General features: G+C 46.8%; 27 protein-coding genes and 1 riboswitch. Of the genes, 14 read left to right on the top strand and 13 right to left on the bottom strand.

Features of this window, described 5'->3' with window-relative positions:
• Positions 1–46 precede the first annotated feature (46 nt).
• From rplS to ampE, 3 genes are all read left to right on the top strand, one after another.
• Positions 47–427: a 50S ribosomal protein L19 gene (gene rplS, locus DFR44_RS01060; RefSeq protein WP_133618847.1), complete on the top strand. Its 381-nt coding sequence runs from the start codon at positions 47–49 to the stop codon at positions 425–427.
• A 110-nt stretch (positions 428–537) separates the two neighbouring features.
• The gene (locus DFR44_RS01065; protein ID WP_211336870.1) at positions 538–1,230 is read left to right on the top strand and encodes an NUDIX hydrolase; all 693 of its coding nucleotides are present in this window, start codon (positions 538–540) and stop codon (positions 1,228–1,230) included.
• A gap of 118 nt (positions 1,231–1,348) precedes the next feature.
• Entirely contained in the window at positions 1,349–2,401 is a 1,053-nt protein-coding gene (ampE, locus tag DFR44_RS01070; RefSeq protein WP_133618848.1) for a regulatory signaling modulator protein AmpE, read from the top strand.
• Positions 2,402–2,502: 101 nt separating this feature from the next.
• On the opposite strand, the gene ybgF is transcribed toward ampE, so the two are convergent.
• From ybgF to tolQ, 6 genes are all read right to left on the bottom strand, one after another.
• Positions 2,503–3,228 (bottom strand): tol-pal system protein YbgF, encoded by a 726-nt coding sequence (ybgF, locus tag DFR44_RS01075; RefSeq protein ID WP_133618849.1) that lies wholly within the window; start codon positions 3,226–3,228, stop codon positions 2,503–2,505.
• Between the two features lie 63 nt (positions 3,229–3,291).
• Entirely contained in the window at positions 3,292–3,771 is a 480-nt protein-coding gene (gene pal, locus DFR44_RS01080) for a peptidoglycan-associated lipoprotein Pal (protein WP_133618850.1), read from the bottom strand.
• 60 nt (positions 3,772–3,831) lie between these two features.
• On the bottom strand, positions 3,832–5,139 hold the full coding sequence (gene tolB, locus DFR44_RS01085) for a Tol-Pal system beta propeller repeat protein TolB (protein WP_133618851.1): 1,308 nt from the start codon (positions 5,137–5,139) through the stop codon (positions 3,832–3,834).
• Between the two features lie 58 nt (positions 5,140–5,197).
• Positions 5,198–5,959: a TonB family protein gene (locus DFR44_RS01090; protein WP_133618852.1), complete on the bottom strand. Its 762-nt coding sequence runs from the start codon at positions 5,957–5,959 to the stop codon at positions 5,198–5,200.
• 26 nt (positions 5,960–5,985) lie between these two features.
• Positions 5,986–6,420, bottom strand: a complete 435-nt coding sequence (locus DFR44_RS01095; RefSeq protein ID WP_133618853.1) for a biopolymer transporter ExbD — start codon at positions 6,418–6,420, stop codon at positions 5,986–5,988.
• Positions 6,417–7,088 carry a protein TolQ gene (tolQ, locus tag DFR44_RS01100; protein WP_133618854.1) on the bottom strand — a complete coding sequence of 224 codons (672 nt, stop codon included), beginning with the start codon at positions 7,086–7,088 and terminating at the stop codon, positions 6,417–6,419. Before tolQ ends, DFR44_RS01095 begins: the two co-directional genes overlap by 4 nt.
• Before the next feature lie 253 nt (positions 7,089–7,341).
• Here tolQ and DFR44_RS01105 point away from each other — a divergent pair, with 253 nt between their 5' ends.
• A complete protein-coding gene (locus DFR44_RS01105; RefSeq protein WP_133618855.1) occupies positions 7,342–8,694 on the top strand; it encodes a dicarboxylate/amino acid:cation symporter in 1,353 nt (450 codons plus the stop codon).
• A 76-nt stretch (positions 8,695–8,770) separates the two neighbouring features.
• On the top strand, positions 8,771–9,598 hold the full coding sequence (locus DFR44_RS01110; protein ID WP_246012005.1) for a DODA-type extradiol aromatic ring-opening family dioxygenase: 828 nt from the start codon (positions 8,771–8,773) through the stop codon (positions 9,596–9,598).
• Between the two features lie 67 nt (positions 9,599–9,665).
• Here DFR44_RS01110 and DFR44_RS01115 read toward each other — a convergent pair whose 3' ends face one another.
• The gene (locus tag DFR44_RS01115; protein WP_133618856.1) at positions 9,666–10,187 is read right to left on the bottom strand and encodes a phasin family protein; all 522 of its coding nucleotides are present in this window, start codon (positions 10,185–10,187) and stop codon (positions 9,666–9,668) included.
• Positions 10,188–10,687: 500 nt separating this feature from the next.
• Here DFR44_RS01115 and DFR44_RS01120 point away from each other — a divergent pair, with 500 nt between their 5' ends.
• The 5 genes from DFR44_RS01120 (at position 10,688) to DFR44_RS01140 (ending at position 17,094) form a co-directional block, all read left to right on the top strand.
• Entirely contained in the window at positions 10,688–12,019 is a 1,332-nt protein-coding gene (locus DFR44_RS01120) for an ABC transporter substrate-binding protein (protein WP_133618857.1), read from the top strand.
• A gap of 260 nt (positions 12,020–12,279) precedes the next feature.
• On the top strand, positions 12,280–13,197 hold the full coding sequence (locus DFR44_RS01125; protein WP_133618858.1) for a carbohydrate ABC transporter permease: 918 nt from the start codon (positions 12,280–12,282) through the stop codon (positions 13,195–13,197).
• A gap of 71 nt (positions 13,198–13,268) precedes the next feature.
• Complete coding sequence (locus DFR44_RS01130) at positions 13,269–14,105, top strand: carbohydrate ABC transporter permease (protein WP_133618859.1); 837 nt, start codon at positions 13,269–13,271, stop codon at positions 14,103–14,105.
• A 94-nt stretch (positions 14,106–14,199) separates the two neighbouring features.
• Positions 14,200–15,849 (top strand): alpha-glucosidase family protein, encoded by a 1,650-nt coding sequence (locus DFR44_RS01135; protein WP_133618860.1) that lies wholly within the window; start codon positions 14,200–14,202, stop codon positions 15,847–15,849.
• Positions 15,850–15,897: 48 nt separating this feature from the next.
• Positions 15,898–17,094, top strand: coding sequence for an ABC transporter ATP-binding protein (locus DFR44_RS01140; protein ID WP_133618861.1), 1,197 nt, complete (start codon positions 15,898–15,900; stop codon positions 17,092–17,094).
• Positions 17,095–17,234: 140 nt separating this feature from the next.
• Here DFR44_RS01140 and metF read toward each other — a convergent pair whose 3' ends face one another.
• From metF to ahcY, 4 genes are all read right to left on the bottom strand, one after another.
• Positions 17,235–18,062 carry a methylenetetrahydrofolate reductase [NAD(P)H] gene (metF, locus tag DFR44_RS01145; RefSeq protein WP_133618862.1) on the bottom strand — a complete coding sequence of 276 codons (828 nt, stop codon included), beginning with the start codon at positions 18,060–18,062 and terminating at the stop codon, positions 17,235–17,237.
• A gap of 9 nt (positions 18,063–18,071) precedes the next feature.
• Positions 18,072–18,890: a TlyA family RNA methyltransferase gene (locus DFR44_RS01150; RefSeq protein WP_133618863.1), complete on the bottom strand. Its 819-nt coding sequence runs from the start codon at positions 18,888–18,890 to the stop codon at positions 18,072–18,074.
• A 1-nt stretch (position 18,891) separates the two neighbouring features.
• Positions 18,892–19,245 (bottom strand): phage holin family protein, encoded by a 354-nt coding sequence (locus DFR44_RS01155; protein WP_133618864.1) that lies wholly within the window; start codon positions 19,243–19,245, stop codon positions 18,892–18,894.
• Between the two features lie 145 nt (positions 19,246–19,390).
• Entirely contained in the window at positions 19,391–20,794 is a 1,404-nt protein-coding gene (ahcY, locus tag DFR44_RS01160; RefSeq protein ID WP_133618865.1) for an adenosylhomocysteinase, read from the bottom strand.
• A gap of 86 nt (positions 20,795–20,880) precedes the next feature.
• Positions 20,881–20,964: riboswitch (S-adenosyl-L-homocysteine riboswitch) on the bottom strand.
• Between the two features lie 108 nt (positions 20,965–21,072).
• Here ahcY and aroE point away from each other — a divergent pair.
• The 4 genes from aroE to mgtE all read left to right on the top strand — a co-directional run bounded on the left by aroE (position 21,073) and on the right by mgtE (position 25,261).
• Entirely contained in the window at positions 21,073–21,960 is an 888-nt protein-coding gene (aroE, locus tag DFR44_RS01165; protein WP_133618866.1) for a shikimate dehydrogenase, read from the top strand.
• 1 nt (position 21,961) lies between these two features.
• Positions 21,962–22,669, top strand: a complete 708-nt coding sequence (gene mtgA, locus DFR44_RS01170) for a monofunctional biosynthetic peptidoglycan transglycosylase (RefSeq protein ID WP_133618867.1) — start codon at positions 21,962–21,964, stop codon at positions 22,667–22,669.
• Between the two features lie 198 nt (positions 22,670–22,867).
• A complete protein-coding gene (locus tag DFR44_RS01175) occupies positions 22,868–23,761 on the top strand; it encodes a DMT family transporter (RefSeq protein WP_246012006.1) in 894 nt (297 codons plus the stop codon).
• A 12-nt stretch (positions 23,762–23,773) separates the two neighbouring features.
• Complete coding sequence (gene mgtE / locus DFR44_RS01180) at positions 23,774–25,261, top strand: magnesium transporter (protein WP_133618868.1); 1,488 nt, start codon at positions 23,774–23,776, stop codon at positions 25,259–25,261.
• Between the two features lie 124 nt (positions 25,262–25,385).
• Here mgtE and DFR44_RS01185 read toward each other — a convergent pair whose 3' ends face one another.
• Positions 25,386–25,907: a dihydrofolate reductase gene (locus tag DFR44_RS01185; RefSeq protein WP_133618869.1), complete on the bottom strand. Its 522-nt coding sequence runs from the start codon at positions 25,905–25,907 to the stop codon at positions 25,386–25,388.
• A gap of 111 nt (positions 25,908–26,018) precedes the next feature.
• Positions 26,019–26,296 (bottom strand): integrase core domain-containing protein (locus DFR44_RS01190; RefSeq protein ID WP_162845109.1); only part of this gene is annotated, 278 nt, incomplete at its 5' end.

The following is a 26,296-nucleotide window of genomic DNA, read 5'->3' on the forward strand; positions in this document are numbered from 1 at the left end:
GTCTACAATAAAAACCGACGGCAAATGATGGTATTCGGAGTTTAAAATGAATTTGATTCAAATTTTAGAGCAAGAAGAAATCGCTCGCTTGGGTAAAACCATTCCTGCATTTGCGCCTGGTGATACTGTTGTTGTGAGTGTGAATGTGGTTGAGGGTACGCGTAAGCGCGTTCAGGCCTATGAAGGTGTTGTTATTGCTAAACGTAACCGTGGCTTGAACTCATCTTTCATCGTGCGTAAAATTTCTTCTGGCGTCGGTGTTGAGCGTACATTCCAATTGTATTCGCCAATGATTGCTGGTATCGAAGTTAAACGTCGTGGTGATGTACGCCGCGCTAAGTTGTACTACTTGCGCAGCCGTTCTGGTAAATCTGCTCGTATTAAAGAAAAATTACCTGCACGTAAAGTGGCTGTTGCAGCGCAATAATGTGACTTTATACGATAAAAAAACGCTGGCTTTCGAGTTGGCGTTTTTTTTATTTCAAAAATTAAAAAAGCATTTAATAAGTATTTTTTGGGTTGCTATCGGAGTGAAACATGCGCTTACCTAGTTTTAATCCCCGTGATGTACCTTGTCACCCTTTGTCAGAGGTTTTGGGTGTTTCAAATTTATCTAAACCCATGCTCACTCGTGAAATTTTGAATCGCGCATTGACTCTATCAATAGAAACGATAGATGAACACATCTTGCGTCAAGATGTCTTTATTGAGCCCTCAAAATTACAACCAGCGGCAGTATTACTGTTATTAGTTGAGTCGGCTCATGGATTCGATGTGGTTTTGACCGTGCGCGCCTTTCATTTGCGTCACCATGCGGGACAGGTGAGCTTTGTCGGTGGGCGCATGGATGAGGGCGAAACTCCTGAACAAGCAGCTTTGCGCGAAGCGTATGAGGAAATCGGCTTGTTGGCTGATGATGTTGAAATTCTCGGTCGTTTGCCTGAGTATCACACCATCACGGGTTTTGCTGTCACGCCCGTCTTGGGTTTAATCAGTGAGCAGGCATGGGCTGAACAAAATTTAAGTGTGGCTGTCGATGAAGTGAGCGAGGTTTTTACGGTGCCTTTGGCGCATGTATTGGATGTGCAAAACACAAATGTGCACCAGTATGATTGGGAGGGAATGAGTCGACAATATTATAGCGTCCAGTATGGCGAGTATTTTATTTGGGGCGCGAGCATGGCTATTTTGCGTAATCTAGCAACGCTATTACATCAAGCGCAGTCATAATTTACCTTTGTTTACGCATCTTCATGGTGCTTTGAGCTACAATACCAAGCATTGTCAAAAGCAGTTTTTGAACTGTATGTACTATAAATGTTATTTGATTTCTATATAAGGATACACCATGAGCTTAATCGCCATTCTCGGTGCATTGTTACTCGAACAAATTTTTCCGTTGAGCAGCTACACGCGTTTGCGTGTTGGGTTGCGTCGCGCGATTGAGTATATTGAACATGCACTGTCGACCGATAATGCGAAGCCGTGGCAAACTTTTTGGTTTATCACCGTGGTCGGTGGACTGTTAACAGGTTTGGTGGGATTGATATTTCAAACCATTCATCCTGTCTTGGGATTGCTGTTTAGTTTGATGGTGCTGTATCTCACTTTGGGTATTCGGCAGTTTAGTCATTTTTTTACGAAAATTCGCATGGCCTTGAACGCGAATCAAGGCGACGTTGCCCGCATTGAGTTGGCTGCTTGGCTGCATGAAGAAGCTGAAATTACGGGTTATCGCGGTTCAGTTGTGCCTGATAAGTTATCCGATACGGAGTTGATTCGCCAGTCTTTGGAGTTGGCCTTGCTCTCGAGTTTGCGTTATGTCTTTGCGGGTTTGTTCTGGTTTTTGTTGTTTGCCTTGGTTGGTTTGGGGCCAATGGGTGCGGTTTTTTACCGCTTATCGGATCTTGTGTCGCGTCGTTGGATTTTGCGTGCCGATGGCAAGCGCGATCAGTTCACTGTGTATGCCCGTAAAATGATGCACTGGATTGAGTTTTTACCCGCTCGCTGTGCGGCAATGATTTATGCGATTGTCGGTAATTTTGAAGATGCTATTTTCTGCTGGCGCACTCAGGCTCAAAAATTACGGGGTTTGGGTGAAACGGACGCTTCTGCTGTGATTTTAACATCGGGGGCGGGTGCGCTTAACATCACCTTGCGCAATGGTTTGATGGTTAAAAATCAATTGCCAATGGATGAACATGAGCAGGCTTTGTATGGTGATATAAAAACGACTCGCGATGGTGAGGCGGTGGAAGAGCAATCTTTGGCGGGGCAAATCGGCATGGGTAATGTGCCCGATGTCAGAACATTGCAAAGTGCGGTCGGTGTGTTTTGGCGCTCGATGGTTTTCGTATTGGCTTTGTTGCTGATGTTGACGGTGAGCAAATTGCTGGGCTGATTTTGTTACGTTGTATGTATCAATGTAGGCTTGAGTTCAAAAGCGTTAAAAAAGCAAACCTTCGGGTTTGCTTTTTTATTGTGACATTGCCACTTATATGGTCACTTGCTTATTTCTATCAATATGTTTTGCGCCTCTTTGGCATTATCGGTATTGGGGAATTTGTCCTGTACCATCCGAAGTGTTTTTTGTGCGGCAGGGATTTGTTTGACTTCAATAAATGTGTTGGCTAAATTGAGCAAGGCATCACTGGTGCGCTCAAACTCTGGGTATTGTTTCAATACGTTTTGCAGTAAAGCCGCCGCATTTTTATAGTCGCGGTTCACAAAAGCCGCCGTGCCTTGATAAAACTGAACAAACGGTAAATACACCGATTTTGGATAACGGTTTGTAAATGCACTCATGCTTTTTTGAGCCGCAGGGTAATTGCCGTCATTGAACAGTTTTAAAGCCGCGTCGTATTGATTTTGCTCATCGGGTTGAACAACGCCTTGAATACCAGCGACCTGCACTGTTTGAGGCTCAAACTTACGCACACGCTCATCAATACTGGCGTAACCATCTGTTTGTGCGCGTTTAAGTTCGCTGACTTCATTGAATAAGGTTTCGTTTTGTCCGCGCAGTTTGGCGACTTCTTGTCGCAGCAATTCAATTTGATTGCGTTGTTCTTGCTGCGCATTTAGGCTGGCCTCCAGTCGCGTGCGCACCTCGAGAATGGCAGTACGTGCTTCATCATCACTGAACAGGCCCGCATGGGCTGGCGTGTTCAGTATCATGGCGGTGGTAAAAGTACCGTATAAAAAACAATGGCGAATGGTCTTTTTCATGGCTTCTTTGGTGTTTAATCCATATGGCAAAAGGGATAAGCAGCTGAAATTACAGCAGGGGCTTTAATATACGATATCCGCGCGGCGATTTTCAGCCCAAGCGTTCTCGTTGCTGCCTAAAGCTTTAGGTTTTTCTTTGCCAAGGCTGACCGCTTCCATTTGTTCATCATTCACGCCTTGTAATTTGAGGGCTTGTCGAACCGCTTCGGAGCGTTTTTGTCCCAAGGCAAGGTTGTATTCAGCCGTACCCCGTTCATCGGTATTGCCTTGGATAATGATGCGTTGACGGCGGTCTTGCAAAAACTTGGCATGACTGTTGATTACAGGCTGTCCATCGGCGCGCACAATGTAACTGTCGAGGTCGAAATACACACTGCGTGCGGCAGGGGCGGGTACGCCATCGGCACCAATGCCGTTGGTCACGTCGACCGTCTTTACGGTGTTTTGGTTGCTGCCATCCAATGGCACCTTTGTGGCACAAGCAGTGAATAGGCTAATGCTGATGAGCATCAATGGTATTTGAGTCAGTTTGAAGGTTGTCATAGTGAAACTCCTTTGTGTATGGTTTTTATACGTACCGCTTGGTTATTCTAACATCTTGGTTCATCGTTCAAGAAAAGGGCCCCAAGCGGGCGCACTCACTTGATTGCTCGGCAAAGATAATATTTGTTGCATGCGACCATCTATTGAACTAGCTGCGAGTACTTTTCGTCCGTTGACTCGAGTGCCGTAGAGAATGACTTGACCATTGGCGGCGAAACTCGGCGATTCGTCCGCAGATGTGTTGGATATATTTTGCACATCGCCGTTACGTAAATCCATCAAATGAACTTGGTAACCTGCCGCTCGAGAAATGAACGCCATATGGTTGCCATCGGGCGAAATGCGCGGGCTGGTATTGTAGTTAGCTTTATAAGTCATGCGTTTGACGCCTTCAACCGCCTCGCCTTCGGCGGACATGCGGTAAATTTGTGGCTCGCCACCGCGGTCGCTTGTAAAATAAATGAAACGACCATCAGGCGAGTATTGCGGCTCTGTGTCAATAATGCTGCCTTGGCTGGTGGTTAAGCGCTTCAAGTTGCCCCCATTGGCCGACACTTGATAAATTTGTGTATTGCCATCGCGAGATAATGCCAGCGCCAAACTTTGGCCGTCAGGTGACCATGCGGGTGCGCTGTTATTGCCTTTGTAGCCTGAAATCACGGCGCGTTGTCCAGTGGCTAGTTCGTGAACATACACCACTGGTTTTTTATTCTCAAATGACACATAAGCAACTTTTTTGCCCGATGGCGACCATGATGGCGAAATGATGGGTTCTTTACTGACCAAAGCGGCGACGGCATTGTCGCCATCAGAGTCCGAAATCAATAAACGATATTTACCATCAGCAGCGTCGACATAGGATAGCCTAGTATTGAATGCTCCGCGCATGCCAAGCAATTTTTCATAGATGAAATCCGCCATCTTGTGCCCAGCATTGCGTAAACCATTTGCTGAAACGGTCACGCTGTAATCGCCGAGGCTGCCTTTTGATGTGTCATATAAGCGTAAACTGGCCTGATATCCGCCCGCAACTGGGGTGACGTTGCCTGTAACCACCGCGATGGCGTCTTGTGATTGCCATTGTTTTAAATTTACGGGGTCAGCTAAACCTAGAGTCAGCCCGCCGACAGGCGCGTTCGATAATCGACCACTGCGCGCCAAGTCGGCACGAATCACGTCCGTGATGTTCACGGGTGCATTGCCTTCACCTGCGAAATGTGCTGTGGCAACAGCGGGGAGTTTATCGTTGTAGACAAGTTTAATATCAATATTAAGTTGCGCCCAAGCACTAGGTGCAGAGAATATGGCGCTAAGGCATATTATCTTTATGAGGTGTTTTAAAAATGACATCCTTTGTAACTGATTCATCGTTGCTGTCCTTTTACAAGTGGAGTGTGAAGAGTAAAGCTATCGGTTGTGTTTTATTCTAGTAACTGAAATTGAGATTAATGCCTCGTAAAGCAGATTGATGTACAGGCGTGGGAAATGGACTGGCACGGCCTATTGCTGCAAGCAAATTGGCATCCCAAGCGGCATTCCCGCTAGAATAAAGGATACTTTTATTGATAACGCTACCATTGGGTGCGAGTCGAATAGCGACTGAACCTGTATGTTTTTCTTTTTCTGCTTTAACGTGTTGATAAATAAGTATTTTAACGCGAGCGATATAAGCCGAGGCATCGTCCGCATTTGTCTTGTTTGACGATGTGCCCCCGCTTCCCTTTTTGAACCGTTCTAAAGCGGCGGTGCGTGTAGCCGAATCAACGGTTGAAGTGGGTTGATTATTGGGCTTGGCTTGGGTGACGCGTGGCGTATTGTTTTTTTCTGTGGGCTTGTTTGGCGTTTTTTCAGTGTCGGGTGTGCGGATGTCTGCGGTGTGTTCGATTGTGTTTTGATGTGTTGTTTGAGTGGTGGGTGAGTTGGCCTTTGCTTCGTTGGGTGTAGGCTCTGTCTCGGCCTCCTGTGGTACCGGGAGCGTTTCAGTTGGCGTCGATATGGCTTCAAGACTGGTCGCTAAGTTGTCACCATCCCACAGTTCAACTTCAACTGGCGCGGCTTTTTGCGAAGTCATGCCAAGATACAAACCAAACAGGAGCACAACGTGTACCAGTACCGTAAGTAGAGCAGGTATAAAACGTGGTGCTTTATTGTCAGCAAGGTGTGTTGGTCGATTTGGAACGAAAGCCATATATTGAATCTGTTAATTGCAGTTATTTATGGTTGAACGGGTGCGGATGACTTACCGAGCAGCAAGCCAACGCGTTGGATATTGGCCTGCTTGAGTGCATCGGTCAGAGCCATGACATCGCCGTAAGGCACATCTTTGTCCGCGGCGATGACAACGGCTTGATTGTTGCTAACATGCTGCCCTAACCACACAGCTAACGCTGAGGCATCCGTGTGCACCACGACTTGCCCTGCGGTTTCGGTGTTGAGTTGGCCATTTAAATCAAGCTGGACAACGAGAGGGGCTGTCTCTGGTTGACTGACCGCACCTACGCTGGGCAACTTCAATACCCCCGTTTGAATCATCGGTGCAGTCACCATGAAAATCACCAACAATACCAGCATCACGTCAATGTAAGGCACGACATTCATTTGGGCGTGGGTACGGCGGCGAGGGCGACGGCGAATAGAATGCAAACTCATGCCAGACCTCGGACTTGTAATGTGTTTGAGAAGTCGTCCACAAAACTTTCGTAGCGCAACGCCAAGCGATCCACTTCAGCGACATAACGGTTGTATGCGAGAACAGCGGGAATGGCCGCAAACAATCCAAGCGCGGTGGCAATCAATGCTTCGGCAATCCCTGGGGCGACACTGGCCAAAGTCGATTGTTCGGTATTGGACAATCCAATAAAAGCGTTCATGATGCCCCAAACTGTACCGAGTAGACCAATGTAAGGTGAGACAGAACCAATTGAGGCGAGAAAAGGCAGGTCGGCTTCTAGGGCGTCAAGCTCACGTTGATAAGCTGCTTTCATGGCGCGTTGAGTGTACTCAATTGCTTCAGCTCGAAGACAGTCTTTTTCATTGATGTCAGAAAAGGCTTGCATGCCCGCTGAAAAAATTCGCTCCATACCGCCAATGGTGTGGCGATTAGCGAGTGTACCCTGGTGTAGATTCGTTAGTGATGTGGTTTTGTAAAACTCGGTTTCGAATATCGCCGCTTGTTTACGCGCACGGCGTAACATCAAAAACTTACGAAAAATGTAAAACCATGACAGGATGGAAATTGCCAACAGTAACCCCATCAAAACTTGGACGATTAAACTGGCATTGTTGACGAGATTGAAAACGGCTGTGAATTGAGTCATTTTTTGTTTGTTCCGTAAAAATAAGAGGGAATAAAGTAAGTTGGTGGATTATAACGCTCAGTTGTGGAGGAAATGAGCAAATTTGATTTTTAGATATTTGATTGAATCTCTTGTTTCGCCTCACGTGCATTTTTCGTTTTGTTTAAGAGTTGAATATTGCTTGTCTTAGTTGATACAAGGCAGTAGAATCGCTCGAAACTAAAAAATATAAATACTTTAATTTTAATCTATTCCAAATGAGGAGACTATTTGTATGTCGAAAACTACAAATTCAGCGGTGAAAGAGCCTTTGTACAAAAGTTTATATGTACAGGTCATTGTGGCTATTGTTGTGGGTGTGTTGTTGGGGCATTTTTTGCCATCGACAGGCGAGGCAATGAAGCCCCTTGGTGACGGTTTCATTAAGCTCATCAAGATGATGATAGCCCCGATTATTTTTTGTACGGTGGTGGTTGGCATTGCGGGCATGGAGGACATGAAAAAAGTAGGTAAAACAGGGGGCTATGCGCTGTTGTATTTTGAAATTATGAGTACCATTGCTTTAATCGTGGGGCTGGTGATTGTCAATGTGATACAGCCTGGTGTTGGCATGAATGTAGACCCCGCCGCTTTAGCCATAGATGCCAAAAAAATGGATACTGTGAATGGCTACGCCAAGACAGGTTTGGGCTCAACCACAGATTTCTTTTTAAACATCATTCCAAGTACTGTGACCGATGCATTTGCTAAGGGTGAAATGTTGCAGGTTTTGTTATTCGCCTTGTTGTTTGGCTTCGCTTTGCACCGTTTTGGTGGTCGTGGAACTTTGATTTTTGATTTTATTGAAAAGTTGTCACATGTTTTATTTGTCATTATTGGTTACATCATGAAGCTCGCTCCTATTGGTGCATTTGGAGCAATGGCTTTCACGATTGGCAAATACGGCATTCAATCGTTGTCTTCATTGGCCGCTTTGATGGGTAGCTTTTATGCGACGTGTTTGTTTTTCATTTTTGTGGTGTTGGGTGTCGTTGCCCGAATTCACGGTTTTTCCATTGTTAAATTTATCAAATACATTAAAGAGGAGTTGCTTATTGTCTTAGGTACATCTTCTTCTGAGTCTGTTTTGCCACGTATGATGGCCAAAATGGAAAATGCGGGTGCAAAAAAATCGACTGTAGGTTTGGTGATTCCAACGGGTTATTCTTTTAACTTGGATGGTACCGCGATTTATTTGACCATGGCCGCTGTATTCCTAGCCCAAGCGACCAATACGCCAATGAATTTAATGCAGCAGCTCACACTGTTGGCTGTTTTGTTGGTGACATCAAAAGGCGCTGCGGGTGTGACGGGAAGTGGCTTTATCGTCTTAGCCGCGACTTTGTCGGCGGTGGGTAGCGTACCTGTTGCAGCCTTGGCTTTGATTTTGGGTATTGACCGTTTTATGTCAGAAGCGCGTGCGTTGACCAATTTGATTGGTAACGGTGTCGCAACGTTGGTCGTTTCAAAATGGGTGGGCGATTTAGATGTGAAACGTATGAATCGTGTCCTTAATAATGAAGCCAATATTGACAGTGATGAGCCAGAGCAGGCGATTGACAATATCACTTACAAAATGGATACTTGATATTCTAGGTCTTTATTTCGATAGTTGACCGCGCAAGAAAGACTTGTGAAACTTTGTCCCCAACGAAAAAGATATTATGACGATACAAAAACATGTTGATACCCCAGCTCGTATGCCCACTTGGTTCATTCCGCATGGTGCTGGACCATGTTTTTTTATGGACTGGAACCCACCGCAGGCTTGGGACAAAATGGCCGATTTTTTAAAGGGATTGGCATCGACGCTACCCACTAAGCCTCGCGCCATCATTGTCGTTTCAGCACATTGGTTGGAATCTATCGTTAGTGTCACAGGTGCGCAAGCCCCCGATTTGATTTTTGATTACTATGGTTTTCCTGAGCATACCTATGAGCTTAAGTATCCAGCTAAGGGGGATTCTAACATTGCGAATCAGATTGTTCAGAGCATAGAGGCTGCGCACATTTCAGCGAAATTAGAGCTTTCACGCGGTTTTGATCATGGGATGTTTATCCCCATGATGCTGATGTTTCCTGATGCGGATGTGCCAGTCATTCAATTGTCTTTAAACAGCAATTTAGATTCACAAACACACGTCAATCTGGGACGCGCTTTAGAAAACTTGCGTGATGAGGGTATCCTAATTATTGGGAGCGGCATGAGTTTTCATAATATGCGAGGCTATGGACAACCACGTTTTGGCCCAATTTCTGATGAGTTTGATGATTGGCTCACGCAAGTGGTTGAGTTGGAGCCTCAAATGCGCAATGACGCGCTCATCGCCTGGGAACACGCACCGTCAGCAAGGTTGTGTCATCCGCCACAGCAAGAGGAGCATTTATTGCCACTTATGGTGGCAGCGGGGGCAGCGTCACATGATAAGGGGCGTCGGGTGTTTACGGATCGAGTTTTGGAAACCTCATTGTCTGCTTTTGTCTTTGGTTAAAAACAATGCAGAATGAAAAAACCAGCCGAAGCTGGTTTTTTCGATTCTTAGGGGATAAACCCGAGAATTATTTTGCTTTTGTTGCTTTAACTGCTTTTTCAACATTAGCTTCAGCCATTTCAACGGCTTGTTTAGCTGCTTTAGACAAAGAGTCGTAAGCTGAATTGGCATTAGCCACAGCTGATTTAACGAATGCCAAAGCAGTTTCTGAACCTTGAGGTGCATTTTTAGACGCATCGTCAATCCATTGAGCGACTTGTTTGTTGTTGTGAGCCACTTGAGCTTCAACAAACTTGTTCAATTCAGCTTGAGCCGAAGTGCTGATTTCGTAAACTTTTTTGCTGTAAACCAAAGCTTTTTCAGCAGTGGGTTGAGCAGTGCCACTTGCAATTGCGACAAATGCTTGGGCATCTTTAGCAGACAAAGCTTTTTCTGACAATTCAGCGGCTTGAGCCAAAGCGTCTTTAGCCGTTGCAATGTTCAAGTCCGTCAATTTAACGATAGACTCAAATGCTTTGTTAGTAATAGCGAAAAAGGTTTCGATTGATGCTTTTTGCGCAGCAGCAAAATCTTCAGGTTTTACAGTCATGATTAAACTCCTAATGGTTTAAAAGTACAAATTTAAAAAAGTACATCAATGCGCTGCTTCAAAAAACCGCTTTTAGAATAAAGGGTGTGGAAAAAATCCAGATTTGTGCATCGCAACAAATTAATTTTACCTAAGAATGTTTTATAGTTCAAGTCATATTTTGTGCAGCGCAGCAAAGTGTTGTTTTTATATCCTTTTATATGTAAACTATCTTGAGATTAGAATGTGATTTTAGCTCGAAAGCCCTGTTAATTCAGCGGATTCACTGTAAAAAGGCTTGACAGTGTCGAGACGTTTGACTAAAGTGCATATGCGTAAAAAATTATAAAAAATATCTCAATTTAAATTTTTTTTTATGGAGGGCGACAAAACGTAAGCTATTCGTAAGCGAGTGGCGAATAAATATTATCTATTTGTAGGGCTTTAAGGTCTTTATTTTTAAATATTTTGAAGGCTTAATAAAAAGTAGTCAATCCTAGTTAATCAAAAAAGGTGGAGACATGAAATCAAATCGATTTGTAAAACATTGGGTCGCAGGGGTATTTGCCGCATTTTTGTTGGCGGCATGTGGTGGTGATAAAGCCAAAGAAACATCTAAAGCAAGTGCCGCTTCGACCGCGACAACGGGCGGTGTTGAGCTGACTATTTCTTGTGGTTCAGTTGGGCAAGATCATGACATTTGCCAACGCAATGTGGATGAGTGGGCTGCTAAAACGGGTAACAAGGTTAAACTTTATTCGGATCCAAAAGATTCATCTGAAAAACTGGCGTTATTGCGTCAACAATTTGGCGCGAACGCCTCTGATATTGATGTGTTGATGGTGGATGTGGTGTGGCCTGGCATCTTGAAAGACCATTTGTTGGATTTGAAAGCGGCTGCGAATGGTGCAGAAAAAGACTTTTTCCCTGCGATTGTCGCCAATGATACGATTGATGGTAAATTGCTGGCCATGCCTTGGTTTACGGATGCGGGTTTGCTTTATTACCGCAAAGACCTGCTAGAAAAACACAAAGAAAAAGTGCCAACGACTTGGGAAGAGTTGGCGGCGACTGCTAAAAAAATTCAAGATGCAGAGCGTGCTGCGGGTAACAAAGACATGCAAGGTTATGTGTTTCAAGCCAAGGCTTCTGAAACTTTAACTTGCGATGCGCTGGAGTGGGTGGCTTCTTATAATGGCGGTACGATTGTTGATAACACAGGCAAAATCACCATTAACAACGCTCAGGCGGCTAAAGCTTTGGATACTGCGGCTTCTTGGATTGGCACCATTGCCCCACAAGGCGTGCTGAACTATGCTGAAGAAGAGGCGCGTGGTGTATTCCAAAATGGTAATGCGGTGTTCATGCGCAACTGGCCTTATGCTTGGTCAGGTGCTCAATCGGCTGACTCTAAAATCAAAGACAAGGTGGGCGTATCGCCATTGCCTAAAGGTGGCGTGGATGGTAAGTCTTCGGCAACTTTGGGTGGCTGGCAGTTGGCCGTTTCTAAGTACTCGAAGCATCCGAAAGAAGCCATTGATTTGGTGATGTTCTTGACCAGTAAAGACATTCAGAAAAAACGTGCGATTGAGGGGGCTTATAACCCAACAATTCCTGCTTTGTACGCTGATAAAGATGTGTTGGCTAAAAATCCGTTCTTTGGTGATTTGTTGAAAGTGTTTGATGCTTCAGTCGCACGACCTTCAACGGTAACGGGTGCTAAATATAACGAAGTGTCCAATGCATTTTGGAATGCAGCCAGCTCGGTGCTTGCGAAAAAATCAAATGGTGCGGCGGCAGTGGCTAAACTTGAAGAAGATTTGAATAAAATCAGTCGTGGCGGCAAGTGGTAATAATGCACGTTGTCATCAAGAAGCGTTTTCGTTGAGTTTCAATTGAAAGCGCTTCTTTTTGGTGTTGCATGGACACGATTCATTAGATTATTCATTCGATTGAAGATGCGAGTCGCTGTTGACTGTTGTTAAGTTGATTGTCGTGGATGGTCTTTTGGCATTCGCATTCACATAAAGTTAAAACAATAAAACATAAAATGTTGTTGGTGTGAGACCTAACCGCTTGGGTTGCGACCATCTATACAACAGGAGACCTTATCATGAGTCAATCTCAGAGAAGTGCATTAACACGCCAGCGCGAGCGCAGCGCATGGGTGTTTTTAGCACCCATGCTCGTCATCTTATTTTGTGTTGCGGGTTGGCCGTTGATGCGAACCATTTGGTTTAGCTTCACCGATGCCACCATCGATACCATGAAAGGTGGCAGCACATTTATTGGTTTGGAAAATTATTTCGGTGAGTACGGCCTATTTGCCACGGGTAAAACTTTAATTCAAGAAAAATGGGGGCATGCAATTGGCAATACCCTGCTTTTTGCCTTGATTTCAGTCACGCTAGAAACGGTTTTGGGCGTGATTGTTGCATTGATTTTGAATGCCGAGTTTAAAGGTCGGGCATTTGTGCGCGCCGCGGTGCTGGTGCCTTGGGCGATTCCAACGATTGTATCTGCCAAAATGTGGGGCTGGATGCTCAATGACCAGTTTGGTGTGATTAACTATATTTTGGGTTGGTTCGGCATGGAGCCTAGGGCTTGGGTGGCGGATCCAAGTTTGTCGATGTTTTCAGTGGTGCTTGTTGATGTCTGGAAAACCACGCCTTTTATGGCTTTGTTGGTTTTGGCGGCATTACAAATGTTGCCTAAAGATTGTTATGAAGCCGCACAAGTGGACGGCATTCACCCTGTCAAAGTCTTTTTTAAGGTCACTTTGCCCTTGATTAAGCCTGCTTTAATGGTGGCGGTGATATTTCGCTTGCTCGACGCGCTACGGGTATTTGATTTGATTTATGTCTTGACCTCCAATAGTGAAGACACCATCAGCATGTCGGGTTATGTGCGTCAAGAGATGATTGATAACGCCAATGTTGGCTTTGGTTCTGCGGCGGCAACGGTACTGTTTTTGATTATCGGCGCATGCACAGTGGCTTACATGAAATTTAGCAAGCTGAAGGTTGACTAATAGCACAAGCATTTTAAGGCACGTTTGTTTAGGTCAACAGGCCGAACAAGCGTCGACACAAAGGGGATGTCATGTTTAAAAATCTAGGGTATCGGATTGGATTTTGGCTGCTGGTTGCGGTGGTGGTTATATTTTCTGTATTTCCATTTTACTACGCCATTATCACCTCGTTTCGCACGGGGGCGGCGTTGTACGATTCATCAATTATGTTCAATAGTTTTGATACTAAAAACTATGCGGATTTATTTTCCAACAGCAATCAGTCGTTTGTTCGCTCGTTGTGGAATTCTGTCATGGTCGCTACGCTGGTGGTTGTGGTGTCGTTGTTTGTCAGCGTGACCTCTGCTTATGCGTTGGGGCGAGTGAATTTTAAAGGGCGCGGTTTTTTGCTGATGGTGGTGTTGGCGGTGTCGATGTTCCCGCAAGTGGCTGTTTTGTCGGGCATGTTTGAAATGATGCGTGCCTTTGGCTTATATGGCAAAACGTTGGGGTTGATTTTGCCGTACATGATATTCACCTTGCCTTTTACGGTTTGGGTGTTGACCACGTTTATGCGCGACTTGCCCAAGGAGTTGGAAGAAGCGGCGATTATGGACGGTTGTACGCCTTGGCGCATCATTAAAGATGTGTTTATGCCCTTGATGTGGCCTGCCTTGGTTTCAACAGGTTTGCTGGCCTTTATTGCCGCTTGGAACGAGTTTATGTTCGCACTGACTTTTGTGAACAGCAATGATACGCGTACAGTGCCCGTCGCCATTTCGTTATTGAGCGGCGCGAGCGAGCATGAGTTGCCGTGGGGCACGATTATGGCGGCGTCTGTCATTGTGACTTTGCCTTTAATTGCTATGGTACTGACTTTCCAGCGCAAGATTGTATCGGGCTTGACGGCAGGGGCGGTCAAAGGCTAAGGAATGTCTTTGATGATGGATTCATATCATTAAATCATCGACTTAACCACGTTTAATCAAAAATCAAAACGACTTCAAAAAGAGGAACTTCGGTATGGCAGTTTTTTTGCAACACTCTGCAAATCAAGACGAACCCGAGTGGTGGCGCGGTGCGGTGATTTATCAGATTTATCCACGTAGCTATCAGGACTCTAATGGCGATGGGATTGGCGACTTGCAAGGCATCGTTTCGCGTTTACCTTACATTGCCAGTTTGGGGGTGGATGCGGTTTGGCTGTCGCCATTTTTCAAATCGCCGATGAAAGATTTTGGCTACGATGTGTCGGATTATTGCCAAGTTGACCCCATGTTTGGCACTTTGGATGATTTTAAGGTTTTGCTTAAAACAGCTCATGATTTGGGCTTGCGGGTGGTCATTGACCAAGTGCTGAGTCACACATCCGATGCGCATCCTTGGTTTGTTGAAAGCCGTTCTAGCAAGAATAATCCGAAAGCCGATTGGTATGTATGGGCCGATGCGAAAGACGACGGCACACCACCGAACAATTGGCTCTCGATTTTTGGTGGTTCGGCTTGGCAATGGGATACGGGGCGCGAGCAGTATTACATGCATAATTTTTTGACCAGTCAGCCTGATTTGAATTTTCATCATCCTGAAGTGGAAGCGGCTTTGTTTGGCGTCATGATGTTTTGGTTGGATTTAGGGGTGGATGGCTTCCGCTTGGACACCGCTAATTTTTATGTGCATGACAAACAATTGCGTAACAACCCGCCCCGTGGCCGACCACAAACCGAGGACGGCAGCGCACCGAGTAGCAATCCGTATGCTTGGCAATATCATCGATTTGATAAATCTCAAGCGGAGAACATTGTTTTTGTTAAAAAGCTGCGGGAATTTTTGGATCAGTACCCAGGCATTATGACCGTCGGCGAATTGGGCGATGATGACCCAGTGGGGATTATGATTGCTTACACCGAAGGTGCTGACAAATTGAACATGGCGTATTCATTCAAACTGCTTGGCGAAGAGCATCAAGGCGCGTATGTGCGCAGTGCGGTTGATGAGTATGAGTCCCGCGCCACAGAAGGTTGTTGGCCCTCGTGGTCGTTGTCCAATCATGATGTCAAACGTTTGGCAACTCGATGGTCGGCGGATGGTGCGGCGTTACGCACGTATGCGGCCATGCAGTTATGTGTACGAGGCAGTCCATGTGTTTATCAAGGAGACGAGCTGGGCTTGCCAGAAGCCGAATTGACCTTTGAGCAATTGCAAGACCCGTATGGCATCACCATGTGGCCTGCTTTTAAGGGGCGAGATGGCTGTCGAACGCCAATGCCGTGGGAGAAAGACCAACTCCATGCTGGCTTTAGTTCGACTGAAAAGACGTGGTTGCCTGTTGCGCACACACACTATGAATTGGCTGTGGACCAACAAGAAATTGAAGGCAGCTTGTTGAATTTTTATCGTGAATGCTTACATAAGCGCAAGCAATTGCCCATCTTGCTCAAGGGCAGCATGACGGTTTTGCCCGCACAAGGCGATGCGCTTGTGTTTGTTCGAGAGTTGGACGGGCGACGCATGCTGTGCGCGTTTAATTTATCGGCGCAGGCAATGACCTACCATTTGCCCGATGAGGTTAGGGTACAAGAATTAGCGGATTTTCCGCAGACAAAGTTAGCTGCGAGCGTGGGACAAAAGGACTTGGTTCTGGGCGCGTGGCAAACCGTGGTGGCGTGGATTTAACGAATCACATGAAACAACACCTGCATTTAAAAAAAAGGAAAATAAACAATGGCTGAACTGATTTTTAAAGGCGTGCATAAACGCTACGGAGACAACCCATACACCATTCGTGACGTGAATTTACACATCAAAGACGGTGAGTTTTGTGTGTTTGTAGGCCCATCTGGATGTGGTAAGTCCACCCTGTTGCGCATGGTGGCTGGCTTGGAGGACATCACCAGTGGCGAGCTGCAAATCGGCGGTAAGCGCGTGAATGAAACTGCGCCTTCAGAGCGCGGTGTGTCGATGGTGTTTCAAAGTTATGCTTTGTATCCGCACATGACGGTCTATGAAAATATGGGCTTTGGTCTAAAAGTCGCAAAAACAGACAACAGTACGGTGGATCAAAAAGTGCGGTACGCTGCAAAAATATTGCAGCTAGATCATTTACTTGAACGTCTACCTAAAGAATTATCGGGCGGTCAGCGTCAACGGGTGGCGATTGGTCGAGCGATTGTGCGAGAGCCAGGCGTATTCTTATTTGATGAGCCTTTGTCGAATTTGGATGCAGCTTTGCGCGTAAAAACCCGCATAGAAATTGCTCGTTTGCATAAAGACATGGGGCACGCCAGCATGATTTATGTGACGCACGACCAAGTGGAAGCCATGACGTTGGCAGATAAAATCCTTTTGCTCAATAGCGGCGAAGCCGTGCAGCGCGACGGTTCTGTCGCTCAATGTGGTGCGCCTCTCGAGTTGTATCATTTCCCTGTCAATAAATTTGTGGCGGGCTTCATCGGCTCGCCTAAAATGAACTTTATCAATGCGGTTTTGGAAAGAGCAGAACCTGACATGGCGGTGGTCAATATCGCAGGTCAATTATGCAAAGCACGCATCAATGCAGTTGGCATGCCAGTTGGCACGCCATTGGAAATTGGCATTCGTCCAGAGCATACCGAGGTCGTCCAAGGCGAGGGCGAGAATGTGGTGCACGGCAAAGTCGAGTTCATTGAAAAACTAGGCGAGTCTTCTTATTTGTACATCCGTATGCCTGACGCAGAAGAAACGGTGACGGTACGTGAATCTGGAGACACCAAGCATGTCGTGGGCGATGCCATCGCCGTGTACATCGCTCCAGAAAACCTACATGCCTTTAAGCAAGATGGTCGCGCGTGTGCCCGCACCATTCGGGTGGACTCAGTGACAGAAGATGTGTTTGTGGCGGGGGTTGCAGGTGGTGTGATGGCGAGCAATTATCAACCATAAGACCATACAATCCTTAAGACAATCATTGAGTCATTTGTCGCGTTTATGATTCTGGTGTAAATGACAACAATGGTTTCAATCATTGTCACATGAAAAAGTCCATCATTTATGATGGACTTTTTCACATGGTTAAAAACGCATCACAGGGCATCAATAATCGCCAGACTTGGTTTGGCTTGGTTGAGCGTGTAAAAATGTAAGGATGGTGCGCCCAATGCAATTAAGCGTTCGCACAAGTGTGACACCACATCTTGCCCAAAAGCCAGAATGGACGCACGGTCATCGCCAAAACTGGCGAGCTTCAAGCGCACCCAACGCGGCAACTCCGCTCCGCACACATCTGAAAAACGCGCCAATTGACTGTAATTGGTAATCGGCATGATGCCAGGGACGATGGGTGCATTCACACCCGCCGCACGCACCGCATTGACGAATGTTTCATAGGCATCCGCATTATAAAAATACTGAGTGATGGCGGAGTTTGCGCCCGCATTCATTTTATTGATGAAATGCTTTAAATCATCCGCAGGACTGCGCGCTTGTGGATGGTATTCAGGATAGGCAGCGACTTCGATGTGAAACCAGTCGCCTGTTTGTTCGCGGATGAAACTCACCAAATCGTTGGCATGATGCAATTCGCCCGTGCCACCCATGCCCGAAGGCAAATCGCCGCGCAACGCAACGATGCGGCGCACGCCTTGTGCTTTCAATTCTTGTAAAATTTGCGCAATATGATCGCGGGTCGAACCAACGCATGATAAATGCGGGGCGGCGTCGTAGCCTAAACTGCGAATGTGCGCAACGGTTTTGAAGGTGCCGTCTTGAGTCGAGCCACCCGCTCCGTAAGTACAAGAGAAAAATTCTGGGTGATAGCCGCTTAAATCAGAAATGGTTTGATTGAGTTTTTGCTCGCCTTCGGGGGTTTTGGGTGGGAAAAATTCAAAGCTGATGGGGATTTGAATGGCCATGTCATTCTTTCAAAATTGTTGTTGGGCAAACACAAAAAACTCGTGATTGCCATCTGTACCTGTGATGGGGCTGTCAAAATAGTCCAGCACGGTTAAATCATTTTCAGCGCAGGCGGCCAAAATATTCGCCTGAACCTGTGCGTACTTAGCAGGGTCTTTCACCAGTCCTGCCTTGCTTAAATCATCAGCGGTCAATTCAAACTGGGGCTTGACCAGCGCGAGCAGGTATCCGCCATTTTTGAGTAAAGATGGTTTTGAAACCTCTTGTTTAAAAATGGGCAACACTTTAGTCAAAGAAATGAACGATAAATCGGCGACCGCCAAGTCAAAATCATGACAAACCGCCTCAGCATCTGAACTCGTGTCTGACTTAAAGTCAAGCCACGCATCGCTCAGTACATCACTGTCTAAGTAGCGCGCGTTGGTGTTTTCAAAAACAGTTAAGCCTGAGTGCTTGGCCAATGATGGATGCAACTGCCCATGTCCAACGTCTACACCAACAACTTGCGTCGCTCCCGCTTGCAATAAACAATCCGCAAAGCCACCCGTGCTCGTACCTAAATCCAGACTGCGCATGCCGCTGACATCCAGTTTGACGTGAGCCAAAGCGCCCGCCAATTTAATGCCCGCCCGCGAGACATACTTATCGACATCAGAAGAAGCCACTTCGAGAAGGGCATCGTCAGTGATGACATAAGCAGGTTTATTAATCAGTTGCCAATCATTGCCGATATTCAAGCGCACCCGCCCGCTGGCAATTAAGCGTTGAGCATGGGAGCGTGTTTCGGCGAGGCCTTGAGTGACAAGCACTTGGTCAATGCGGGGCATTTTATTCCTTTGCGGCAGGCAATAGGATGGAAGCCCCAGCCCATGAAATTAAGCTGTAAACGACAGAAGCTAAAAAAGCCGTGCCGAAGGAGTCCACCAAAAAACCTTGGGTGAAGCGCGCCACCAGCATCATCATTGCGGCGTTAATCACTAAAGTAAACAGCCCGAGCGTGAGGATTTGCAAAGGCAAGGTGAGGATAATGACGATGGGCTTGATGATGGTGTTGAGGAGCCCCAAAACGGCGGCGGCAACAAAAGCAGCTTGCCATCCAGAAAAGTGAATGCCGCTGAAAAAGAAGGGTAACGCCATCAAAGCCGCAGTATTGATAGCCCACAAAAGTAGCCATTTAGTCATGCTGTTCTCCTGTTCAATGCTTTTAAAAATATTTCTTTGAAATATCTCGGTAAGTGATACACACGCATCAGTTGCGGCCGCTTATGGCAAGCAAAATGCACGTAAGGCAGGGGTAGTTTCCTCTTGCCCTACGTGCAAGCATACATTAATAGCGGTAGTGTTCAGGCTTGTAAGGGCCTTCTTTTTTCACGCCAATATAGGCCGCTTGTTCATCGGTCAACACGGTTAATTTAGCACCGATGCGCTCTAAGTGGAGGCGCGCGACTTTTTCATCAAGGTGTTTGGGCAAAACATAGACTTTATTGTCGTACTTGTCGCCATTTTGGAACAACTCGATTTGTGCCAAAGTTTGATTCGTGAATGAATTGCTCATGACGAATGATGGATGACCTGTGGCGCAACCGAGGTTAATCAAACGACCTTCTGCCAGCAAGATAATGCGCTTACCATCAGGGAACACGATGTGGTCGACTTGTGGTTTGATGTTGTCCCATTCGAGGTCTTTGATGCCAGCGATATCGATTTCATTATCGAAGTGCCCGATGTTGCACACAATCGCTTGGTCGCGCATTTTGTCCATGTGCGCACGGGTGATGATGTTGAAGTTACCTGTGGTCGTGACAAAAATATCGGCTTGATGCGCAACATCATCTAAAGTGACAACACGGTAGCCTTCCATGGCCGCTTGCAATGCGCAAATGGGGTCAATTTCGGTAATCATGACCGTCGCGCCCAGTCCGCGCAAAGATTGAGCTGAACCTTTACCCACATCGCCGTAGCCACAAACCACCGCCACTTTACCTGCAATCATCACGTCAGTGGCGCGTTTGATGCCGTCAACCAATGATTCGCGGCAGCCGTATAAATTATCGAATTTAGACTTGGTCACAGAATCGTTGACGTTAATCGCTGGGAAAGGCAAATCGCCTTTTTCTTCCAAAGCATATAAACGCTTCACGCCCGTGGTGGTTTCCTCGGTCACGCCTTTGATAGAGGCCAAACGGGTTGAATACCATTTTGGGTCTTGCGCCAATTGAGCGCGGATGGAGGCGAATAAAATCGTTTCTTCTTCAGAACTGGGTTTGTCGAGAACGCTGATGTCCTTTTCGGCACGAGCACCGATAATCAACAACATGGTTGCATCGCCACCGTCATCCAAAATCATATTGGCGTATTGGCCATTGCCCCAGTCGAAAATTCTATGAGTGAACGCCCAGTAGTCTTCCAGTGATTCACCTTTGTAGGCGAACACAGGCGTGCCTGTTTCAACGATGGCTGCAGCGGCGTGGTCTTGAGTGGAGAAAATATTGCACGATACCCAACGCACTTCTGCGCCCAAGGCTTGCAAAGTTTCAATCAATGCCGCGGTTTGAATCGTCATGTGTAAAGAACCCGCAATGCGCGCGCCTTTGAGTGGTTTTGATGCGCCAAATTCAGTGCGCAGAGCCATCAAGCCAGGCATTTCAGTTTCAGCGATGTTGAGTTCTTTGCGACCCCATGCGGCGAGTGCGATGTCAGCGATATGGGCGTTTTCAGTGATATAAGCCATGATTTTTCCTAAAAAGGCAGCCGTGTTTATCTTTTTTTATTTTGTACAGCCATAAAAAAAGACACTCACGTCTAATGTTGAATAATTAGAAGTGAGCGTCGTTTTCAAAAACCACATCGAGCCTGGCGGATGGAATTAACGTCCTTCACGTCGCAACGCTCCTCGATGAAGCAGTGCGAAATTGTAGCACAATTTCTTGGGTTTGTGCCACGGCTGCGCTACAATGGCGAGCGTATCTGACGGGTGATGTGCTCGTCGTTTTTTATGGAAAATGTTTTATGTCTGCTGCTCAAGCCACGCCGCTTCGCTTCGCGGTCATCGGCAACCCCATTGCCCATAGTCGTTCACCTGATATTCATGTGGCGTTTGCGAAACAATTTGGCATCGACTTGGTGTACGAACGGGTTTTGGCTACGCCCGATGGGTTTGTTGAGTGCGTGAACGAACTGCGGACGCTGGGTTATCGAGGTTTGAATGTGACCGTGCCTTTTAAATTGGCGGCATTCGATTACGCCGCAGGCAGCTTAAGCGCAAAAGCGCAGTGGGCTCAGGCGGTGAATACCCTTAATTTTACGGGTGCGGGTTGCATGGGGCACAATACCGATGGCATCGGTTTGGTGAATGATTTGAAGTGCAATTTGAATCTGTCGTTGACCGATAAAAGAATTCTTATTCTGGGTGCGGGTGGTGCGGCGCGTGGGGTTTTGCCTTCGTTATTGGACGAACGTCCAGCGCAGATTACAGTTGTCAATCGAACCGAAGTTACGGCGCAGCGTTTAATAGAAGAATGTGTATCGCAACAGCTTGCTGTCAATGAGCTGCTTTCGACACATTTGGATTGGCGAGCGTGGTCCTTTGAGACTGACGCACAATCTTCATCGTCCACAGGTTGTTTATATGACATTGTCATCAACGCAACTGCAACAGGCTTGACAGGTGATTTTGCTCCGCCGAATGGCGTTGGTTTCGCTCAAGGTGCGCTGGCGTACGACATGATGTATGGCAAAATCACGCCGTTTTTAAAATGGGCGCAAGAGTTGGGTGCTCGTACTGCGGATGGTTGGGGAATGCTGGTCGAGCAAGCGGCAAAAAGCTTTGAAATTTGGCACGGGGTTGCACCTGATACCTGTGATTTAATCGCTCATCCTCCGCATAAAGGATTTTAAAATGTGGCGTACATGGATAAAGCCCTATATTTTGGCTGTCATTGCCGTTGGTGTGGTTTTTCAAGTATGGTGCGTGGTTTGGCTCGCATTGTATGGCATGGGCGTTCAACCGTTCACGGCGTTTATGAAGGCAGAGCAAATGCGCTTGTTAATCACACAACTCAAGCCGAGCCTAGAGCGCGAGTGGGTGGATTACGGCGACATTTCTGATAATTTAAAAAAGGCCGTGGTGACTTCAGAAGATGCGGGCTTCGTTGAGCATGACGGTGTGGATTGGAATGCAATTGAACAAGCGCGTGCGCGTAATGAAAAAAAAGGCAAAATCATCGCGGGTGGTTCTACGATTTCAATGCAATTGACGAAAAACTTGTTTTTGTCATCCAATCGCAGTTATTTGCGCAAGACCGAGGAAATTGGCATGACTTACATCATGGAACTCATGCTACCCAAAGAACGTATTTTGGAAATTTACCTGAACTCGGTTGAATGGGGTGAGGGGGTTTTTGGTGCTCAAGCCGCCGCCGCGCATTACTTTAAAAATGGTTCTGCTGCGAAGTTATCCGCACAACAAGCGGCTAAATTGGCAGTGATGTTGCCTGCGCCTAAATATTACGATGCCAACCGAAAAAGTCCACGCATCGGCCGCCGTGCGAATGTGATTTTAAAACGCATGGGTGCGGCGCAGATTCCTGATGACGAAGGGGCGTAAGTGCCTCATGATGCCACGTCGAAGTATTTCGGGGTTGGCTGTGTCAAACCATTTAGAGTGGATTTAAAAATTTGTTTCTTGGGCGAAGTCTGCTTCTAATAAGTGGCTTATAAGTAGTTTTTATAACGCTTAATTAAACCGATTCATTCGACCAATTTTTCAACTCGATTGGACTGTACTGCTTAAAAAGAGGCTTCCTTGACTTCGAACGCAACCCTTTCATTCCGTGGATACGCTTTACTCGCTTGTTCGATGTTACTCGTTGGCGCGTATGTGGCATTTTCCAAAGCACTATTGCCTTATTTTCCGCCATTTGCTTTGGCGTGGTTGCGATTTATCATGGCGGCGGTGACGATGGCGCCTTGGTTGCTTGAATGGCGGGGGCAGTGGCGTGGTTTGACTACGACCAATAAATGGGTCTTGTTTAGCATGTCCTTTTTTGGTAATTTTTTATTCACGATTTGCATGCTGTTTGGCGTGGCGAATACCTCGGTTTCGGCGGCAGGCATCATCATGAGTTTATTGCCCGCAACGATTGCATTGTTTTCGGTGTGGTTTTTGAAAGAGCGTTTAAGTGGTGCCGTCTTGCTGGCCATCGTGTTGGCGGTGGCAGGGGTGGCGAGTTTAAGTTTAAATAAGGCCGATGCGCATCAAACTTTTTTAGGCAATGCGTTGATGGTGGGTGCGTTGGGCTGTGAAGCGATGTACGTGGTTGGGGCGAAATATTTGACGGGCAGCTTTAGTGCCAAACAAATTGCCGTCTCAATGAACAGCACGGGCTTGCTGTTGAGCATGCCCCTCGGTGTGTGGCAAACCAGTCAAATGGACTTGGCCGCCGTGCCGTTGCATGCGTGGCTGCTTCTCGCGGTGTATGCGATTGCCGCCAGCCAAGTAGCTCCGTGGTTGTGGTTTCGTGGTTTAAAGCACATCCCCGCGAACCGTGCGGGCGTCATGACCGTGGCGTTGCCCATAGCCAGCGCCGCCATTGGTGTGCTGTGGTTTAAAGAGTCGCTCACGACGGCGCACGTATTTGCGTTTATCTGTGCCTTGATTGGCGTGGCTTTGGTCACCCGAGTGAAGTCAAAAGTATAAGAAAGAAATTCAATGGATGAGTTAAACGACAATTTTAAAAGTGAAAATGCACCTCCAACGTCGGAGGCAAGACACCGCTTGGAAACAGAACATGCGGCCCAAGCACTCGCGCTCGTTTACACCTTGCTCGATTGGGAAGAGGCCAAGCCCAGTAAATCTCAATCTCATCTGCCTCAGGATGAACAGGAGTCGATGGGAAAACCCCTAATCAACGCAAACATTGAGTTACGTTGGGTTCTGGAGGGGCTGCACCCCGCCGATGTGGCGTACGTGCTCGAAGCATTGCCGTTGGAAGAGCGTTTGCATGTCTGGGGCTTAGTCAACCCCGAATACGATGGTGAAATTCTGCTTGAGGTCTCCGACTCAGTGCGCGAAACCTTGATTGCTGACATGAGCCGTCAAGAGTTGGTCGCAGCGACGGAGAGCCTAGACACCGATGAAATTGCCGAACTCGCCGATGATTTACCCCGTGAAGTCGTCGAGGAAGTCGCCGAAAACTTACCCTTAGAAGAACGAGCGCAACTGCGCGCCGTCATGAGCTACCCCGATGACTCGGTTGGCTCGGCGATGGACTTTGAGATGCTCACTGTCCGTGCCGATATGACACTGGAATTGGTGTTGCAACAACTGCGTGCCATGGATGAACTGCCTAAGCAAATTGACCAAATTTTTGTGGTCGACGAAGCGGGGGTGTTGCAAGGCAGCTTGAGCTTAGAACGCATCTTGATTAATCAGCCGAATGTCTTGGTTGCGGATGTGATGCGTGATGACGTCTTGCAGTTGAATCCATTAGATGACATGGACGATGCAGCACAAGCGTTTGAACGGTACGACTTGATGAGCGCGCCTGTGGTCGACACCCAAAATCGTTTGATGGGTCGTCTGACCATTGACGAGGTGGTCGATGCCATTCGTGAACAAGGTGAATCTGAAGTCCTCGCCCAAGTCGGTTTGAAAGAAGAACAGGACATATTTTCATCCGTCCCCAACGCCGTGCGTAATCGCGCACCGTGGCTACTGGTGAACTTATTTACGGCAGGTACAGCCTCTTATGTGGCATCGCGTTTTGATGGCACTGTGCAACAAATCGTTGTGCTCGCGTTTTTGATGTCGATTGTAGCGGGGATTGGCGGTAACTCAGGCAACCAAACCATGACTTTGATTATTCGCGCATTGGCACTGGGACAAATCACAGGCGCCAATTTAAGTGATTTGGTGCGTAAAGAATTGGCGGTCACCAGTTTAATCGGCATTGGCGGCGGTTTAATCGCAGCGATTTTTGCTTATACGATTTCGGGCAGCTTATCTCTCGGCTTGGTTATGATGGCATCCATGTTTATCAATATGTTGGTCGGAGCGGGTATGGGCATGCTCGTGCCGATGGTGCGTGAAAAAATGGGCAAAGACCCCGCGGTTGGCTCCAGCGTTTTGCTGACTTTTGCAACCGATACCATGGGCTTTTTGATTTTTTTAGGTTTAGCAACGGTATTTTTACTGTAGAACATGTAGAGCAGAGCCACCACAACAACAAAGCCCCTTTCATCAGAAAAATCAGAAAAGGGCTTTGTCATTATAAAGTCAACTTGGGTGCTGCTTTATGGTTTTAAGTGAGTTCATAAGTCGCTTATCTTCGGTGATAATCAACAAAATCATAACCCAATCCTGAAGCCTCATCATAATGGCTTTCACGCCACACCTCTTGCCAGTCATTCTTATCCCATTGAGGGAAAAACACATCCGCCTCAAAATTTTGTTTCACTTCTGTCAACACGAGGCGCGCAGCCATAGGCAATGCCTCGGCGTAAATCTGCGCACCACCAATCACAAACACTTCAGGCGCAACGCCCTCTGGCTGGTGCTCAACATGGCTCGCCAGCGCAATGGCCGCGCGTAAAGACGGCACAACCACACAGCCCTCAATCAACAAATCAAATTGACGTGAAATTACAATGTTCAAACGTTTAGGCAAAGGACGACCAATAGAATCATACGTCTTGCGCCCCATTATGATGGGGTGATTCAACGTGGTGCGCTTGAAAAATTGCAAATCATTCGGCAGATGCCACAACAGTTGATTGTTCTTGCCCAGCGCGAGATTTTGCGCAACGGCAGCAATAAGGGAAATACGGACAGGGGGTTGGTTCATGATGTTTGATTGAATAAAAGTGGTCGTTGAGTTGTGTTGATTTAAGATTATAACTTTAGTTTAGGACTGTAGAGCACTTGGTTGTGATTTGTCCTCATTTCAACGGACATTTTAAGCAGCTATTTTAGATGCTGCGGATTCAAATTTTACAGGGCTTTGGTATCCCAATTTTGAATGTTTGCGTTTGAAGTTGTAATAGGCTTCAATAAACCAGAAGATTTCGCGTCTGGCGTGCTTCATTGACTCAAAGGCAATGCGATAGACATGTTCGACCTTGAGCGTGTGGAAGAAGCTCTCACAGGCGGCATTGTCGTAGCAGTTGCCTTTGCCGCTCATACTGCATTTCAAGTCATAAGCTTTAATCAATCGCTGATAGGCTTGCGAACAGT

The organism is Hydromonas duriensis (assembly GCF_004363775.1).
Taxonomy (GTDB): domain Bacteria; phylum Pseudomonadota; class Gammaproteobacteria; order Burkholderiales; family Burkholderiaceae; genus Hydromonas; species Hydromonas duriensis.

Bases quoted from the DNA above. Each gene is read 5' to 3' on its own strand.
- rplS (WP_133618847.1), top strand. From the start codon at position 47: ATGAATTTGATTCAAATTTTAGAGCAAGAAGAAATCGCTCGCTTGGGT.
- DFR44_RS01065 (WP_211336870.1), top strand. From the start codon at position 538: ATGCGCTTACCTAGTTTTAATCCCCGTGATGTACCTTGTCACCCTTTG.
- ampE (WP_133618848.1), top strand. From the start codon at position 1,349: ATGAGCTTAATCGCCATTCTCGGTGCATTGTTACTCGAACAAATTTTT.
- ybgF (WP_133618849.1), bottom strand. From the start codon at position 3,228: ATGAAAAAGACCATTCGCCATTGTTTTTTATACGGTACTTTTACCACC.
- pal (WP_133618850.1), bottom strand. From the start codon at position 3,771: ATGACAACCTTCAAACTGACTCAAATACCATTGATGCTCATCAGCATT.
- tolB (WP_133618851.1), bottom strand. From the start codon at position 5,139: ATGAATCAGTTACAAAGGATGTCATTTTTAAAACACCTCATAAAGATA.
- DFR44_RS01090 (WP_133618852.1), bottom strand. From the start codon at position 5,959: ATGGCTTTCGTTCCAAATCGACCAACACACCTTGCTGACAATAAAGCA.
- DFR44_RS01095 (WP_133618853.1), bottom strand. From the start codon at position 6,420: ATGAGTTTGCATTCTATTCGCCGTCGCCCTCGCCGCCGTACCCACGCC.
- tolQ (WP_133618854.1), bottom strand. From the start codon at position 7,088: ATGACTCAATTCACAGCCGTTTTCAATCTCGTCAACAATGCCAGTTTA.
- DFR44_RS01105 (WP_133618855.1), top strand. From the start codon at position 7,342: ATGTCGAAAACTACAAATTCAGCGGTGAAAGAGCCTTTGTACAAAAGT.
- DFR44_RS01110 (WP_246012005.1), top strand. From the start codon at position 8,771: ATGACGATACAAAAACATGTTGATACCCCAGCTCGTATGCCCACTTGG.
- DFR44_RS01115 (WP_133618856.1), bottom strand. From the start codon at position 10,187: ATGACTGTAAAACCTGAAGATTTTGCTGCTGCGCAAAAAGCATCAATC.
- DFR44_RS01120 (WP_133618857.1), top strand. From the start codon at position 10,688: ATGAAATCAAATCGATTTGTAAAACATTGGGTCGCAGGGGTATTTGCC.
- DFR44_RS01125 (WP_133618858.1), top strand. From the start codon at position 12,280: ATGAGTCAATCTCAGAGAAGTGCATTAACACGCCAGCGCGAGCGCAGC.
- DFR44_RS01130 (WP_133618859.1), top strand. From the start codon at position 13,269: ATGTTTAAAAATCTAGGGTATCGGATTGGATTTTGGCTGCTGGTTGCG.
- DFR44_RS01135 (WP_133618860.1), top strand. From the start codon at position 14,200: ATGGCAGTTTTTTTGCAACACTCTGCAAATCAAGACGAACCCGAGTGG.
- DFR44_RS01140 (WP_133618861.1), top strand. From the start codon at position 15,898: ATGGCTGAACTGATTTTTAAAGGCGTGCATAAACGCTACGGAGACAAC.
- metF (WP_133618862.1), bottom strand. From the start codon at position 18,062: ATGGCCATTCAAATCCCCATCAGCTTTGAATTTTTCCCACCCAAAACC.
- DFR44_RS01150 (WP_133618863.1), bottom strand. From the start codon at position 18,890: ATGCCCCGCATTGACCAAGTGCTTGTCACTCAAGGCCTCGCCGAAACA.
- DFR44_RS01155 (WP_133618864.1), bottom strand. From the start codon at position 19,245: ATGACTAAATGGCTACTTTTGTGGGCTATCAATACTGCGGCTTTGATG.
- ahcY (WP_133618865.1), bottom strand. From the start codon at position 20,794: ATGGCTTATATCACTGAAAACGCCCATATCGCTGACATCGCACTCGCC.
- aroE (WP_133618866.1), top strand. From the start codon at position 21,073: ATGTCTGCTGCTCAAGCCACGCCGCTTCGCTTCGCGGTCATCGGCAAC.
- mtgA (WP_133618867.1), top strand. From the start codon at position 21,962: ATGTGGCGTACATGGATAAAGCCCTATATTTTGGCTGTCATTGCCGTT.
- mgtE (WP_133618868.1), top strand. From the start codon at position 23,774: ATGGATGAGTTAAACGACAATTTTAAAAGTGAAAATGCACCTCCAACG.
- DFR44_RS01185 (WP_133618869.1), bottom strand. From the start codon at position 25,907: ATGAACCAACCCCCTGTCCGTATTTCCCTTATTGCTGCCGTTGCGCAA.